Annotated in this window: 13 protein-coding genes and 2 pseudogenes; 3 read left to right on the forward strand and 12 right to left on the reverse strand. The window is 63.8% G+C overall.

Annotated elements, in window-relative coordinates; genetic code table 11:
* Window positions 1-23 precede the first annotated feature (23 nt).
* Complete coding sequence (locus KYG_RS12955) at window positions 24-773, reverse strand: arginyltransferase (RefSeq protein WP_008905359.1); 750 nt, start codon at window positions 771-773, stop codon at window positions 24-26.
* A complete protein-coding gene (aat, locus tag KYG_RS12960; RefSeq protein ID WP_008905360.1) occupies window positions 770-1,525 on the reverse strand; it encodes a leucyl/phenylalanyl-tRNA--protein transferase in 756 nt (251 codons plus the stop codon). The genes KYG_RS12955 and aat overlap by 4 nt, the downstream gene beginning before the upstream one ends.
* Before the next feature lie 307 nt (window positions 1,526-1,832).
* Between aat and KYG_RS12965 the strand changes: the two genes are divergently transcribed.
* The 3 genes and pseudogenes from KYG_RS12965 to KYG_RS12970 form a co-directional block, all read left to right on the forward strand.
* Window positions 1,833-3,185, forward strand: coding sequence for an integrase family protein (locus tag KYG_RS12965; RefSeq protein WP_008905361.1), 1,353 nt, complete (start codon window positions 1,833-1,835; stop codon window positions 3,183-3,185).
* A gap of 73 nt (window positions 3,186-3,258) precedes the next feature.
* Window positions 3,259-3,459 (forward strand): annotated as a pseudogene (locus KYG_RS23835) (transposase); the annotation flags it as partial.
* A pseudogene (locus tag KYG_RS12970) lies at window positions 3,453-3,941 on the forward strand (transposase); the annotation flags it as partial. The pseudogenes KYG_RS23835 and KYG_RS12970, both read left to right, overlap by 7 nt.
* 134 nt (window positions 3,942-4,075) lie before the next feature.
* Here the strand turns inward: KYG_RS12970 and KYG_RS24705 are convergent.
* The 10 genes from KYG_RS24705 to KYG_RS13015 all read right to left on the reverse strand — a co-directional run bounded on the left by KYG_RS24705 (window position 4,076) and on the right by KYG_RS13015 (window position 15,113).
* Complete coding sequence (locus KYG_RS24705) at window positions 4,076-4,213, reverse strand: hypothetical protein (protein ID WP_008905363.1); 138 nt, start codon at window positions 4,211-4,213, stop codon at window positions 4,076-4,078.
* Between the two features lie 164 nt (window positions 4,214-4,377).
* Window positions 4,378-5,067 carry a TetR/AcrR family transcriptional regulator gene (locus KYG_RS12975; protein WP_237707255.1) on the reverse strand — a complete coding sequence of 230 codons (690 nt, stop codon included), beginning with the start codon at window positions 5,065-5,067 and terminating at the stop codon, window positions 4,378-4,380.
* A 108-nt stretch (window positions 5,068-5,175) separates the two neighbouring features.
* Window positions 5,176-6,369: an acyl-CoA dehydrogenase family protein gene (locus tag KYG_RS12980; protein WP_008905365.1), complete on the reverse strand. Its 1,194-nt coding sequence runs from the start codon at window positions 6,367-6,369 to the stop codon at window positions 5,176-5,178.
* A 38-nt stretch (window positions 6,370-6,407) separates the two neighbouring features.
* Window positions 6,408-8,189: an acyclic terpene utilization AtuA family protein gene (locus tag KYG_RS12985; RefSeq protein ID WP_008905366.1), complete on the reverse strand. Its 1,782-nt coding sequence runs from the start codon at window positions 8,187-8,189 to the stop codon at window positions 6,408-6,410.
* A 30-nt stretch (window positions 8,190-8,219) separates the two neighbouring features.
* A complete protein-coding gene (locus tag KYG_RS12990) occupies window positions 8,220-8,711 on the reverse strand; it encodes a PaaI family thioesterase (RefSeq protein ID WP_008905367.1) in 492 nt (163 codons plus the stop codon).
* Between the two features lie 38 nt (window positions 8,712-8,749).
* On the reverse strand, window positions 8,750-10,390 hold the full coding sequence (locus tag KYG_RS12995) for an MBL fold metallo-hydrolase (protein ID WP_008905368.1): 1,641 nt from the start codon (window positions 10,388-10,390) through the stop codon (window positions 8,750-8,752).
* A 31-nt stretch (window positions 10,391-10,421) separates the two neighbouring features.
* The gene (locus tag KYG_RS13000; protein WP_008905369.1) at window positions 10,422-11,852 is read right to left on the reverse strand and encodes a VWA domain-containing protein; all 1,431 of its coding nucleotides are present in this window, start codon (window positions 11,850-11,852) and stop codon (window positions 10,422-10,424) included.
* Entirely contained in the window at window positions 11,836-12,804 is a 969-nt protein-coding gene (locus KYG_RS13005; RefSeq protein WP_008905370.1) for a MoxR family ATPase, read from the reverse strand. Before KYG_RS13005 ends, KYG_RS13000 begins: the two co-directional genes overlap by 17 nt.
* On the reverse strand, window positions 12,776-13,936 hold the full coding sequence (locus KYG_RS23325; RefSeq protein ID WP_008905371.1) for an acyl-CoA dehydrogenase family protein: 1,161 nt from the start codon (window positions 13,934-13,936) through the stop codon (window positions 12,776-12,778). Before KYG_RS23325 ends, KYG_RS13005 begins: the two co-directional genes overlap by 29 nt.
* Before the next feature lie 13 nt (window positions 13,937-13,949).
* Entirely contained in the window at window positions 13,950-15,113 is a 1,164-nt protein-coding gene (locus tag KYG_RS13015) for an acyl-CoA dehydrogenase family protein (RefSeq protein ID WP_008905372.1), read from the reverse strand.
* Between the last annotated feature and the right edge of the window lie 18 nt (window positions 15,114-15,131).

Genomic DNA, 15,131 nt, shown 5'->3' on the forward strand with positions numbered 1-15,131 from the left:
AATTCAGGGTTCGTTCATCCACGTTACGCGGTATGCAGTCGGTTTCGTCGCCACTCTCCGTCCCTGCGGATTTCGTGGGGGTGAAAACGCGCTTTGTAGTTCATCTTGGGGCTGGCTTCGATCCAGTAGCCCAGGTACAGGTGCTTGAGCCCCAGGGAGCGCGCCTGGGATATTTGCCACATGATGTTGTAGGTGCCGTAGCTGCAGTGTGACTCCGGTTCATAGAAGGTGTAGACGGCTGAAAGTCCGTCGTCGAGCACATCCAGGATCGACACCATCTTGAGGGCGCCGGGTTCGCCCGCTGTGTCGGTTTCGCGGAACTCCACCAGCCGCGAGTTCACGCGGCTTTGCAGCAGAAACTGCGTGTATTGATCGATGCTGTCGTGGTCCATGCCGCCGCCCGCGTGGCGTCCGTTCTGGTAGCGCCGGTAGAGCTGGTAGTGCTCGGGGACAAAGCAGAGCCGAAGCACTCGGGCCTGTAGTGTGCCGTGGCGCAGCGCAGCACGGCGCTGGCTCCGATCCGGTCGGAACTCGTCCACCAGGATGCGCAATGGTGTGCAAGCCTGGCAGCCGTCGCAGTACGGACGGTATGTGAACATGCCGCTGCGGCGAAATCCCTTGGCCACCAGGTCGGAATACACATCGCTCTGTATCAGGTGGCTGGGCGTGGCGACCTGCGACCGTGCCTGCTTGTCCGGCAGATAGCTGCAGGGGTAAGGGGCTGTGGCGTAAAACTGCAGGGTCTGCAGCGGAAGGTCGTTGAGTTGCGTCATGCCGGAGGCGGGCGGGAGGGCAGCAGCTCGTTCCAGTATACGGGGTCAAAAGACCACGGAAGAGCGGGGCGCTGCAGGTTCTGGCGGACGTTGGTCAGAAACTCGGCGCGGGTCATCTCGCGTGCCCCCAGAGATGCGAGATGTCGCGTGTTCTGCTGGCAATCGATCATTCCAACCCGGTGATGACGGCACAGGCTCACCAGCGCTGCAAGGGCAATCTTGGATGCATCCGTGGTGTGGGCAAACATGGATTCGCCAAAGACCGCCTGGCCAAGGGCTACGCAATACAGGCCACCCACCAGTCTGCCGTCAACCCATGTCTCCATGCTGTGCGCATAGCCTGCCCGATGAAGGGTGGTGTATGCGTCGATCATCTCGGGCACTATCCAGGTACCTGCCTGTCCTTCGCGCTCTTTGGTGGCGCAGGCTGTGATGACTGTCCGAAAGCTGTGGTCTACGCGGATCTCGCACGCCGGGTTGTTGCGAAACGCCTGCAGGGTCCTGCGCAGCGAACGATGCAGTTTGAAATCGTTCACCGGCAGCACCATGCGCGGATCGGGCGCCCACCACAGGATGGGTTGCCCCGGGCCATACCAGGGAAACGTGCCTTGGCTGTACGCAGCTCGAAGGCGATCCACATCCAGCGTGCCACCGGCGGCCAGCAATCCGGGCGCTGGAGCGTCAGGCCCCCAGGCGGCTGAAGGGTCAGGCAGCGGGTCGTCGGGTTCCAGCCAGGGCAGTTGCGGGGGCATCGGGATGGCAATACAAAGGCAGCATTTTCCAGCAAGCGCACAGCATGCAAGAGCGGTCGAAAAAAAACCCACCATGCGTGAACAGGGTGGGTTTTTTTGGCTGGCTCCTCGACCTGGGCTCGAACCAGGGACCTACGGATTAACAGTCAGTATAAACCGGATTTTCTGGGACGCTATGGGACGTTCTGGGACGACGTAAAACCATTTTAAATCAATGGGTTACAAGAATTTGTTGTTTCATGCAGTCCCGCTGGGTAGCATTTGAGCTCAGGATTTTTCGGACACCAGTCGGACACGGAACACGCAAATGCCGCTCCTCACTGTCAGAGCGATTGAAACCCACAAAGCCAAAGCGCGGCCCTACAAGTTCACGCTCGACCGAGGCTTGCAGTTACGCATCGCGCCAGATGGCGTTCGCACATTGCTGGTCCGCTATACCGTCAAAGGTTCTGATGTTGAGCGCCAGTATCGATTACCGCAGGAGTATGGGGAAGGTCCGGGCCAAATGAAGCTGGCCACGGCCTGTGCCGAGGCCGCTCGCATCCGGGCTCTGGCCCGCGACGGCGTGGACTGGCCAGCCCAAGAGGAGGCACGGTTGCGGGCCGAAACAGCTGAACGTGAGCAACTGGACCGGCAAGAGGGCATGACCGTGGCCAAGGCACTCAGCGAGTACGTCGACAAGAAGCGGCGGGCAAAAGATGGTCTGCCACTGAAGGCCCGCACAAAAGCCGACTACCTGGCCATGGTCGAACCCGGGGAAGTAACCAAGACAGGCAAGAAACTGGCTGACGGGTTGCTATTTCGGCTCGCAGACAAGCTGTTGGTGAAGCTCACTTCCGATGACATTCGGGACCAGTATTCGTCACTGCTCAAGCGGTCAAAGCGGCAAGCTGACTATGCGATGCAGGTGCTGCGAGCGGTTATGCGATGGCATGGGGTTGGGGTGCCAGGCAACCCGTTGGGACGCGATACAGCTGGGCGTGATCGGATCGTGCTTACTCCAACGAAGGGGAATCCCTCTCCCATCCCCCCGGAACGACTCGGCGCCTGGTGGCGGGTGAGCGGCAAAGCCCCCTCACGAGTCGCAGCCGACTACTATCGTTTTCAGTTGTTAACCGGGTGTCGTGGAGGTGAGATTCATGGCGACAAGCGCTACAACTACCCGCCGATCAAGGTTAGTGACGTGGACTGTGATGCCGGAAAAGTCGTTCTGCGGGACACAAAGAACCGTAGCGACCACAAGCTGCTCCTGTCCCGACAGGCGCTGGAAATAGCTGCCAAGCACTGCGTAGGCAAGAAGCCCGAGGATGTGTTGTTCTCGATCACCGATGCCCGAAAAACGCTGAAGTGGATCAATGCGAAGGCAAAAACCGATGTGCAAGGACATGGCTTGCGCGATACATTTGCCAGCATCGCTGAAGAGCTGGTGTCAGGTGGTTTGCTGAAGCGAATGCTCAACCACTCGGTCGCAGGGGATGTGACCTTGGGGCACTACGTGGGCAAGAGTGAAGCGCAGTTGCGCGCCGGATGGCAGACGGTAGCTGACTTCATTGAGGCTGCGGCTCTGCAGCCAACGCCTGATGATGTGAAGGTGGTCTCTGGCGCCGCCACTGTGCGCGACTCAGTAGGTACCTCTGCAGGCATAGGTCTAGCCAGCTAAGTTCTAAGAACTTATCCGTAAATAGGTAAAATAGCAATCCGAGCCGCAGCGAACGCGGTGTCGGAGTGAGGTGTTGAGCAAACGAGTTGATTCCTGGGTGGTAACGGATGAGTTCTGGCAGCGCGTGGAACCGCTGGTTCCTCAGCGCGCGTTGGTGCCGGGCAAACAGTACGTTCGCAAGCCTGGAGCAGGTCGGCCGGCGAAGCCGGCGCGCCAGGTGTTCGAGGCCATCGTGTTTGTGTTGCGCACAGGCTGCCAGTGGAAGGCACAGCCAGCGAGTTGCGCTTCATGGGCCACACGCTGATGGAGAACCGCCATGGCCTGGTGGTGGGCGCCATGGTCACGCAAGCCGATGGCTACGCTGAACGCGAAGCGGCCAAAGCCATGGTAGCCCAAGCGCGTCAACGCAACCCCGAGACCGAGATCACACTGGGTGCCGACAAGGGTTACGACGCAGCGGAGTTCATCGAGGCCTTGCAAGAGAAGAAGGTCGTGCCCCATGTGGCACAGAACAAGTCGGGCAGAACGTCAGCGGTCCCGGATGCCATTGCCACCAGCGAGGGCTACGCCATCTCGCAGGAAAAGCGCAAGCTCATTGAACAGGGCTTTGGTTGGGGCAAGCTCATTGGTCCGATTCGTCAGGTGATGGTGCGCGGGGTCAAGAAGGTCGGCCTGCTCTTCACCATGACCATGGCTGCCTACAACCTCGTGCGCATGCGCTCCCTGGGACAAGTCCGTCTGGAGGTTGCGCAGTGAGCGCCAGATGAGCGTAAAAAGCCCTGCAAATGCGTAAAACAGCCCCCCTGGATGGCGCATGGCGCGATCGCGACCGACCAAACCATCCGAAACTGGCTCATCGTGCTGAGGCGGTCAGCTTCGGCAGGGGTATTTCAGCAGCCTGCTAAGATCTTTGCCCGCCTGATCTGATGACGTCGAATCTCACCCGCCTGTGAATCCATCTGGTAAACCTGAAAGACGCTCTTTGCGATATCCAGGCCAATGATGGGGAGCGATGCTGCTTCGAACATGATGAACCTCCAAAGTGGGGTGGAAACACCCTCACTTTGGCATCCGCTGCCTGTTCAAGCCAGAGACCGTGATCGAGTGCACTGCACAGCACAGCACGTGATAGGTGGGGTGACCATGCCATCTGACTGGCTCAGAAATTCGAGGGGACTTCAGGCTAACAAAATCAAGTCCGGATTGCCGGGGGGGCTTGTATGCACAGGGCTACCACTGCGTCGGTCAGGGCATCAATCGAGATTCCCTTTTTAGGATTGAACCACAGCGCTGACCCGTTCAATAGTCCAAAGATCAAATGGCGCGCAAGCGACACCTCGCCATGCAAGCAGCCGGTCGACGCGAGTTCTTGGAGCACGGGCGTCCATGTCGCTTCGTAGTCACCTTGCAGCTTCGCGATGACGTTGTGCTGCCTTGTGTTGAGAGAGCGGGACTCGTAGAGCACCGCATGCATGAAGTCGCTGCTTGGCCCCAGTAGCGTATCGAAATGCGATCGGATCAATTGCCGCAGCGTAGTCGCAGCGTCATGTTCGGCAAGGAGCACGATCGTCTGGCGCGCCAGCGCGCTACGCATGCCTTCCTGCATCACCTCATACAACAGCGCATCCTTGCTTTTGAAGTGACAAAACAGTGATCCGGAATGCATGCCAACGGCGCAGGCGATGTCGCGCGTGCTCGTGCCGTTGAAGCCGTTGCGTCGAAACAGTTTGGCCGCAGCCTTGACGATATCTTGGCGGCGGTTGCCTTCATTTCGCTCTTGCGGCGTCTTGCGTGGGCGGCCTCGCGGCCGCTTGGTTGCTGCGAAAGTGGGAAGGGAGCGCGCGGCACACATCATGCGCAAACGAGTAGCGACGCCTGCCAAAGGTGCCGGTTCGTAAGCTCAGGCCAGCCCGAAAGCGGCGGACGGAGGCCTTGACCGTGTTGCGAACCTTGGTCCGGCTGGTCGGCGCCGGGGATGACGGCCATCGGCTCAGTACGACTTCGGCAAGCCCAGCACATGTTCGCCGATGTAGTTGAGCAGCATCTCGTTGTTGATGGGCGCGATTTCCAGCAGGCGCACCATGGGCCACAGCGTAACGATGTCGTAGTCGCGGTCGAACCCGTAACCGCCGTGGGTTTGCAGCGCGGCCTCGACGGCGGCTACTGCCGCTTGCGAGCCTAGCAGCTTGGCCATGTTGGCATGCGCACCGGCGTCCTCGCCGGCGTCGAAGCGCTCGGCGGCGTTGTAGGTCATCAGGCGCGCCGCCTCGATTTGCGCCTTGGCCTGCGCCATGCGGTGCTGCAGCGCCTGGTAGGAGCCGATCGGCTTGCCGAAGGGCTTGCGATCTTTCGAGTAGGCCACCGCCTTGGCCAGCGCATAGTCACCCAGGCCGATGGCGGCGCCGGCGGCCAGCAGGCGCTCGGAGTTCAGGCCTTCGAACATCAGCTTGGCGCCCTTGCCGGCTTCGCCGATCAGCGCGTCGGCGGGCAGTTTGACGTTGTCAAAGAACACCATGTACTGGCGCTCGGCGGTCTCGACCTGGATGTTGAGTTGCGTGAGCTGGATGCCGGGCGTTTTCATGTCGAGCACGAACAGCGAGATGCCTTCGGTGCGGTTTTTCACCTCGCCTGCCTTGGTGGTGCGGGCAATCACCAGCATGTAGTCGGCATCGCGCGCGCCAGAAATGAAGACCTTCTGGCCATTGAGCACCCAGCCATCGCCGTCCGATGTGGCCAGCGTGGTCATGGCAAAGCTGTTGGTGCCGGCATTGGGTTCGGTGATGGCAAAGCACAGTTTCTTCTCGCCGGTGCAGGTGGGCGTGACGAACTTGCGGATTTGCTCGGGTGTGCCGTTGCGCATGATTGGCACCCGGCCCAGGCCGGTGACGACCAGAAACAGCGTGGGAACGCCGGCCAGCGCCAGGGCTTCATTGAGCGCGGTGATCTCCAGCACGCCGCCGCCTGAGCCGCCGTACTCTTCCGGAACCGACAGGCCTAGCAGGCCGAATTCGCCGAGCTTTTGCCACAGCTCGTCGGGGAAGCGGTCTTCCTTGATGCACTGCAGGATGTAGCTGCGTGGGTACAGGGTGGTGACGCCGCGGGCGGCTTCCTGCACGTCGCGGATGCGATCACGCAGGGCTGCGGAAGCGGTGTTGGCAATGGCGGTGGTGGCCGGGGTGTTCATGGTTTGTGTCTCCGTCTTGGGTTAGTGGGTGAACGTTCTCAAAGAGCCATGTCGGCTGGAATGGGTACCGGAAAATCGAGCAGCATCTGCGCAAAGGCTTTGCCCTGCGAGTCCATACGAACCGAAGCGATGCCGCCGCCGCCCAGGGCTTCGTGCATCAGAAAATTCAGCGCGTGCGTGCCAGGCAGATCAAAGCGCTGCACGCTGCCCTTGACGAGGTGGGCGAACCAGGCCGCCACCGCCTGCTCGCTCAGGGCGGCGCGGATGAAAGGCAGGTAAGCGGGCTTGCGCGCCAAGATGCCGATGTTGGCGGCGTCGCCCTTGTCGCCACTGCGGCCCCAGGCCAGCTTCACCAGCGGCACTATCCGCGTGCCGCGCGCATAGGCGTCGGCGTCAGGCAGCGGGCCGTCGACCTGGGGCAGGGTCGCCGGATCAAACGCCTGGCCGTGCCATGGCGGTGCCGCCACGGTCTGGTCGCCCATGTCGATGCTGGCGGCCACCTGTGCCTTGGGTACCAGGCAGGAGAACAGCCGCACCACCGGCTGCACCTTGGGCCGGCCGCCGGTGAAACCGGTGATGGCCGGTGCCGACATCAGGGCCAGCGGCGCCACTTCGCGCGAAAACAGTTCGAGCGCGTCCTTGACCGGGTGGCGCACGCCGACCTTGAGCATCACTTCGCGCGCATCGGGCCGCGCGTGGGGGCCGTAGGTGTCTTCGGCGCCGATGGCCTCGACACAGGTTTCGGTGAAGTCGGGCCAACCGCGCTGCGCATAGTGGCGCCGCATGCGCGCCAGCATGGCGGCGCCCACGCGCTGCGCCTTGGCGCCGGCATCGATGCCGCCGATCATGAACAGGCTCATGGCCCGAAAGCCGTCGGCGTAGGTGATGCTGGCCTTGGCCTGGTCGGTCGGCGGCAGGCCGCGCGCGCCCTTGACCTCGACGCGGTCGGGGCCGACCTGCGTCAGTGTCACGCCGGTAAAGTCGCACACCACATCGGGCAGGATGTAGGCGCGCGGGTCGCCGATTTCATAGACCATCTGCTCGCCTACCGTGGAGGGGCAGACCAGCCCGCCCGTGCCTTCGGGCTTGGTGATGATGAAGCTGCCGTCGGCGCGGCACTCGGCGACGGGAAAACCCATGTCGTCCCAGCCCGGTACCGTGTCCCAGTCGGTGTAGTTGCCGCCGGTGGCCTGCGTGCCGCACTCGATCAGGTGACCGGCCAGGCTGCCCTGCGCGAGCAGATCGTGGTCGGCGACGGTCCAGCCAAAGGCATGGATCAGCGGCGCCAGCGTGACCGCGCTGTCGACGCAGCGGCCAGTGACCACGATGTCGGCGCCGGCCGCCAGCGCGGCCGCAATCGGGAAGGCACCCAGATAGGCGTTGGCGCTCATGACCTTTTGCGGAAACGGGCTACCTGCGAACATCTCCTGGGTGCCGGCTGCGCGCAGTGCTTCCACCTGCGGCATCAGGTCGTCACCCAGAACGGCGGCGATTTTCAGATCGACACCTTTGGCCTGGGCTGCCGCCACCAGCGCGGCGCGGCAGGCGGACGGGTTGACGCCGCCCGCGTTGGCAATGACCTTGATGCCGCGCAACTTCAGTTCCTTCATCAGGGGCTGGAGGGTGGTCACGAAATCCGGTGCATAGCCCAGTGCCGGGTCTTTGGCCTTGGCGCGGCTGAGCAGCGACATGGTGATTTCGGCCAGGTAGTCGAACACCAGGACGTCGATGTTGCCGCGCTGCACCAGTTGGGCGGCGGCGAACTCAGAGTCGCCCCAGAAGCCCGAGGCGCTGCCAATGCGAAGGGTGTCTTTTTTCATGAATGTCTCCAGTTGATTGGGGGAGTGGGGTCAGCGCGGGGTGGTGGCAAGACTGCGTGGCCAGAACACGCGCCAGATACCTTTGGCTGTGGCGCAGACTGTGCCATGGGCATCCAGGAACTCCCCCTCTGCAAATGCAGTCGTGCGGCTGATGCGCACCACCTTGCCGCGCGCCTCAAAGCTATCGCCCAAGGCAGCGTTGAGGAAGGTGATGTCGAGGTTGATCGTGAACTGGCGCAGCTCGAAGGGGTCAATGTCGGCCGCCTCAGGCATGTCCAGCAGCGAGGAGATGATGGCCCAGCCCAGCGCGCCGTCAAACATATAGGAGATGACGCCGCCATTGATCACTGTGTCCGAACCGCCGCCGCCGCGTTGGGTGGGGAGGGCTTTGGGCAGTCGCACAATAGCTCTGCCCACGCCTGTTTCTTCCACTTCCAGCCCTTGCGCCTTCAGAAAGGGGTTGTCGTTCCAGCTTTTCTTGTAAGCGGCGATGCGGTCAAGGTGGGGGGCGTTGGCATTCATATGGGGTTCCTGAGGCTTGTTTAAAAATCGTAGGGGATTCAAAGCATCGCCAGTTGTTCGATGCGTTGCACATGGGCCGCCAACGAACGGCGCGCCAGTGGCCAGAGCGCTGCGGGCGTGTCGTCATAGGCGAGTGGCAGCCAGTCGTCCAGGCTGCCTTGCGGGACGGCGCGCATGGCCGCCAGCACCTTGGCCTCGCGCCGCAGGCGGTGCGCCTTGAGCTGCGCAATGGACTGCGCCGCCCAGCCGATGACGTGGCCGTGCGCCGGCAGGATGAATTCGATACCGTCCTCTTCGCAGGCCTGCGCCAGGCGGTCCAGCGAATCGAGGTAGGCGCTCATGTCGCCGTCGGGCGGGTCGATGATGGTGGTGCTGCCGCTGAGAATGTGGTCGCCCGAGAACAGCAGACCGTCTTCTTCGAGGATGAGGCAGAGGTGGTTGGCGGCGTGCCCTGGGGTATGGACCACGCGCAGGGTGCTGTGGTGCTCGCCATCGTGCAGCATCAGGCGCTCGCCGTCGGCCAGCGCGCGGTCGGGGGCGAAGGCTGCTGTGGAGCGGGCGGTGGCGGCGCTGGCCAGGCCCAGCACGGGCGGCGTACGGCCCGTCAGGCGGGCGCAGGCCTGGGCCAGCGGCCGTGCGGCGGGGGAGTGGTCGGCGTGCGAGTGGGTGCAGACGATGGCCGTGATCTGGCCCGCCGTGAACGCCAGCAGGCGCTCGATATGGTCGTTCAGCAAGGGGCCCGGATCGATGACGATGTAGCCACTGGCCGCGTCACCCACGATGTAGCTGTTGGTGCCGGGGCCGGTCATGACGCTGGCGTTGGGGGCGGTGAGGCGATGCAGGTTCCGCAGCAGGGGCACCGGCCGTTCGTGCTGCCAGTCCAGCGCATGTTCCAGTTGTCCGGATGGGCACACCAGCGCGAGCTCGGCGTAGGGCAGGTCCTGCTCCATGAAGCGCTGCGGTTGACCGCCGACCAGACCACCACGGGGGGTGGAGTTCCACAGTGGTTCGTCCTCGGTGCAGGCCGCCAGGGCCTGCCCGGCCTGTTCGAAGGCCGACAGCCAGTGCAGGGTGCGGATGGTGGGGAAGATCATGAAGAAGTTGCCGGCCTGGTGCTGCGCCAGCGCATCCTGGGGCCGGACCCAGACCGGCTCGAACTGCTCCATTTCGTCGGCCACCGGTTCCTGCTGGTCGGGCATCAGCGCAGCGAAGAAGACGGTGTCGAAACGCTTGGGCACGCTGCGGTCCGTGGTCCAGCAGGCCAGCATGCGCGCCTGATCGACCGCCAGTGACCAGCCCTGGGCTTGCAGTTGCGGGTACAGCGCCCGGCTGCGGTCCAGCGCTTGAAGGTGGGTGCGGGTGATGGGCCTGCCATCGGCCTGCACGGCCAGCAGGATGCCCAGTTCCTCGAAGGTTTCCCGCAGCGCCGCCAGCGCCGCCGTGCGGTAGCGTCCGCCCGCGTCGGGGGCGCGCGCCAGCGTGTGTGTCTGGTGGTCGTCGGCGTCCACTCGCCCGCCGGGGAACACATAGGCGCCGGGCAAGAAGCTGGCGTTTGGCGAGCGCCGGGTCATCAGCACTTCGACGCCCAGCGCTCCGTCACGCAGCAGCAGCAGGGTGGCCGCTGGGTGCGCCACGGCCGGTTCTTTGCGGGGGTGCAGTTGCAGGGTGGGGCGGGCCATGGCGGTGTTCCTTGCGCGGGGGATGGGGGCTCTACGCGCTGGCCGAATGGGTGCGCAGCAAGGCGTCGAGTGTGCTTTCCAGGTGGGTGAGGGAATTGCATTCGCGCGCGATGTGGCAATAGGGCGCGTAGCGCTTCATCTCCGAATCGCCCAGGCCCCAGAACGAGGTGGGCTCGGGATTGAGCCAGATCACCCGGCGCGCGCGCTCATAAAGCTGCTTCATGACCTCGACATGCGCCTCGCCGCGGTTGTTGCGCGCGTCGCCCAGGATCAGCACCGTGGTGCGGCGGTCGATGTCGCCCAGCAATTGTTCTTCAATATCGAGCAGGGTTTGACCGTAGTCGGTGCCGCTGCCGCCCACGGCCTGCATCACTTTGTCGACCGCTTGCTCGACCGGCAGCAGCTCGAAGGTGTCGCTCACGTCCACCAGGTGGTTGGTGAAGGCGAAACTGCGCACGTCGCTGACCTGCTCGCCCAGGCTGTGCAGGAACAGCAGCAGAAAGCGCGCGTACTGGCGCACCGAGCCGCTGACGTCGCAGATCGCCACCACGCGTGGCCGATCCACCACCTTGGAGCGCCAGAAGGTCTCGAACATCACGCCGTCGTAGGCCGCGTTCTTGCGCAGGGTCTTGCGGAAGTCGAGCTGGCCGCGCACCCGCTGCTTCTTGCGCCGCGAGTGGCGATCAGCCAGCCGCTTGGCGATTTTGCTGACGATGACGTGCATGCGCGCGAAATCGCGCTTTTCGATGTTGGAGAGCTTTTGCGTTTGCAGGAAGTCGTCGTGCAACTGGCGCGTCGGGGCCGTGCCGAAGAGCGCGAGTTTGCGTTCGACAAAATTGCGAACCTCCTCGAACAATTTTTTGCGCGCCAGTTCAAGCTCCTCGGCGCGCTCGGGCGCCAGCGTCTGGCGTTTGGCGTCAGAGATTTCGCGGTCCAGCAGTTCCAGGCCCATGGCCTGCTGGATCTTCTGGGTGTAAAAACCCTTTTGCGTGAAGAACCAGATGTCGGTCAGGCCCACCTCGCGCGCGGCTTCCTGCATGCGCTTGGCCAGCGCCGCCGAGTCGCCCGACAGCAACAACTGCGACAAGGCCTGGCCGCCGCTGCCCTGGCAACCGCCCGGCCCGCCGGAGCCGGTGGCTGTCTGGTTTTTGGGGCTTTGCTCGGGCGGGTCTTGCGCTGGTGTGGCGTCGGCGCCGGGTTGGACGCCGGGCCGGACCGCGCCGCCAGGGGCTGCCAGGTTTTCAAAAGAGCCGAAACGAAAGAAACGGTCAAAGGCCTCGTCGAACAGGGCGCGGTCGACCGTGGTCTTGGCCAGCGTGGTGCCCAGCGCGCTCTTGAGCAGGGCGCGGTCGCTCCAACCCACCAGTTCGACGGCACGCGCCGCATCGACCTGGGCGTTGAGATGGATTTCAAGGTCGCTGCCGCGCAGCGCCTTGAAAAAGTCTTCAAGCGTGGCTTGCACGGGGACTCTCCGCATCCTTGCGCGCTTGTTGCAGCAGGGTGGACATCTGCTCGTTGGCGGTGGCGATGTCTTGCTCGAACTTGAGGAAGACATTGAGCGTGTCGCGCACCACGTCCAGGTTCAGGTGTTCGGCGTGCAGCAGCAGCAGCGTCTTGGCCCAGTCGATGGTTTCGCTGACCGAGGGCAGTTTTTTCAGGTCCAACTGGCGCACCGCCTGGATGAAGGCCACCAGCTCCCGGTTCAGTGTTACCGACAGGCCGGGCACGCGCCGCTCCAGGATGCGCCGCTCCAGCGCGGCTTTGGGGAAGGAGATGTGCAGGTGCAGGCAGCGGCGCTTGAGCGCGTCGCTCATTTCGCGCGTGTTGTTGCTGGTGAGAAAGACGAGGGGCTTGACCTTGGCCTTGATGGTGCCGAGTTCGGGTACCGAGACCTGGTAGTCGGACAGCACTTCGAGCAGGAAGGCCTCGAATTCGGGGTCGGACTTGTCGATCTCGTCGATCAGCAGCACGCAGCCGCGCTCCTGGTGCAAGGCCTGGTAGAGCGGGCGCGGTTCGAGGAAATGCTCGCTGAAAAACAGGTCGTCGTGCGCATGCAGCTTGTCCATGGAGGCGGCCAGGCCGACGGCGCCCTGCATCATCTCGCCCAGCTTGTCCTTGAGCAGTTGCGTGTAGAGCAATTGCTTGCCGTATTTCCACTCGTACAAAGCCTTGGATTCGTCCAGGCCTTCGTAACACTGCATGCGGATCAGGGGCACGTCGAGAATCTCGGCCATGCCCTTGGCCAGTTCGGTCTTGCCGACGCCGGCCGGGCCTTCGACCAGGATCGGCTTTTCCAGGTTGAAGCCCAGATAGACCGAGGTGGAGATTTCGCGGCTGGCGATGTAGTCGACCGAGGCGAAGGCTTTGGCGACTAGGTCAACGGAATCAAAGTGGGCTTGGTGCAGTGATTTCATGGGTTGTCGTTGATTTCAAAAGGGTTTCTCCGGCCTGGAATTGCCGGGATTCGGCGATGCTGCGGGCGATGCCCTGCACCAGGCGCAGGTCGCGCGCCAGGGTGAGCAGGGCCGGTTCATGGTCGTCCAGGGCTGCGGCAAAGGATTCACAGGTGCCTTGCCAGCGATCAAACAGGCGGCGCGCGCCCAGGTTGAACGCCGCCAGCGCCTCGTTGGGGCCATGCTGGTCCAGGTGCTGAGCGGCATGGCGTGCCACGGGCGAGAGGGCATCGAGTTCGAGTTGCAAGCCACCCAGGTCCCGGGTCAAAGCCGGCGTGCGGGCTGCATGGCGAAACCAGCGTGCCAGGGTATCCAGCTCGGCTTGCATGGCGCCGAGCATCGGGCCCAGCAGCAGCGCGTCTTCGATCGCGCGCAGTGGCCGCGCGATGGTGTCGAAAGCCTGCCCAAGCTCGCCCAGGCGCTGGCTTTGCGGCACCCGGCAGCCGACCAGGCGCAGGCCGCAATGGCCGAGCGGCGCCAGTCCGCGCACTTTGTCGTCCAGCTCGCGGGTCAGCCCCGGTGTGTTGGCTTCAACGACGAAGGCATCGAAGCGCTTGCGCCCTTCGTGTTCGCCGCTGACGGCCAGCACGATGATGGCATCGGCGGCCGGGCCGTTGCTGACGAAGGCCTTGTGGCCGTCAAGAAGCCATTCGTCGCCGTCCCGCACCGCACGGCAGCTCAGGTGTTTGGGGTGTGCGCCCGTGCCGGGCTCGGAGATCGCGAGTGCCAGCAGGGTGTCGCCGACCGCTATGGATTGCAGCAGCGCACGATGCCGGTCGCTGCGCAGATTCGGCGCCAGCACGAAGCGCGCCAGCATTTGCTGCATCATCCACGCCATGCCCAGCCCCAGACTGGCGGATTCCCGGGCGACGATGCCGGCCACAGTACTGACCAGCGCGGCGTCCGCTACGGGCGCCCCACCGTCGCTGTCGAAGCCCACGCCGAGCAGGCCGCTGGCGCCGAGGTGGCGCCACCAGGCGCGGGGGAAGCCGTGCGCGCAGTCAGGCGCTGGCGCGTTCGCCAGGGCCAGGCGCATGGCCTCGGGCAGCGCCGGGTCCGACTTGGGTTGCTCAGGGGATTGAGAGCGGCTCATAGGTCCATCCAGATCAGGCGTAAAACCCAAGCTGTCGCGCCGCCAGGTCGCGCATCACTTCTTCGGCGCCGCCACCGATGGCGTTGACCTTGACTTCGCGGTAAATGCGCTCCACCTTGACGCCGCGCATGAAACCGGCGCCGCCGTGCAGTTGCACCGCCTCGCTGGCGCAATAGGCCATGGTCTGGGTGGCCTGGTTTTTCAGCAGGCAGATTTCGCCCACCGGCGTGTCGCCCTCTTCGACGCGCCAGGCGAGCAATTCCAGCAGGGCCTGGGTCGCCTCGACGCGCATGGCCATGTCGGCGAGTTTGTGGCGGGTGACCTGCTGGTCGATCAACTTGCCGCCAAACATCTCGCGCTCACGCGACCAGGCCAGCGCCTCGTCCAGGCAGACACGGGCAAAACCGTTGGCGCCGGCGGCGAGAAAGATGCGCTCGCGGTTGAAATTCTTCATGATGGCTTTGAAGCCCTGGTTTTCCACCCCCACCAGGTTCTCCACCGGCACGCGGCAGTTGTCGAAATACAGGGTGGCGGTGTCGGAGCACCACCAGCCCATTTTTCTCAAGGGCGTTTGCGTAAAGCCGGGCGTGCCTTTCTCGATCAGCAGCAGCGACACGCCGCCCGGCCCCGGCCCGCCGGTGCGCACCGCCACGGTGTAGAAGTCGGCGCGCATGCCGGAGGTGATGAAGGTTTTCGAGCCGTTGACGACGTAGTGGTCGCCATCCCGGCGCGCCGTGGTCTTGAGGTTGGCCACGTCCGAACCGCCGGAGGGTTCGGTGATGCCGAGTGCGCTGATCTTCTCGCCCCGCAGCACCGGCGGCAAGACGCGCTGCTGGAGCGCCTCGCTGCCCACGTTGACGATGGGCGGGCAGCCGATGGTGTGCGACAGCAGACTCGCCAGCACACCGCCAGCACCGCAACGCGCCAGTTCCTGCGCGGCGATGATGGTCATGAACAGGTCGCCGTTGTTGCCGCCATGGCTTTGCGGAAAGCCCAGGCCCAGCAGGCCGATTTCGGCCGCCTTGCGGTACAGATCGACAGGAAAGGACTCGGCTTCGTCCCAGGCATCCACGTGCGGACTGATTTCTCGGGCGACGAAGCGGCGCATCGCATCGCGGAACGCCAGGTGCTCGGGCGTATAGAAGGGACTCTTGGCAGGCAGGGTTTCGGCAGGCATGGGTATTACTCCTCGTGG

It is taken from the genome of Acidovorax sp. NO-1 (assembly GCF_000238595.1).
Taxonomy (GTDB): domain Bacteria; phylum Pseudomonadota; class Gammaproteobacteria; order Burkholderiales; family Burkholderiaceae_C; genus Acidovorax.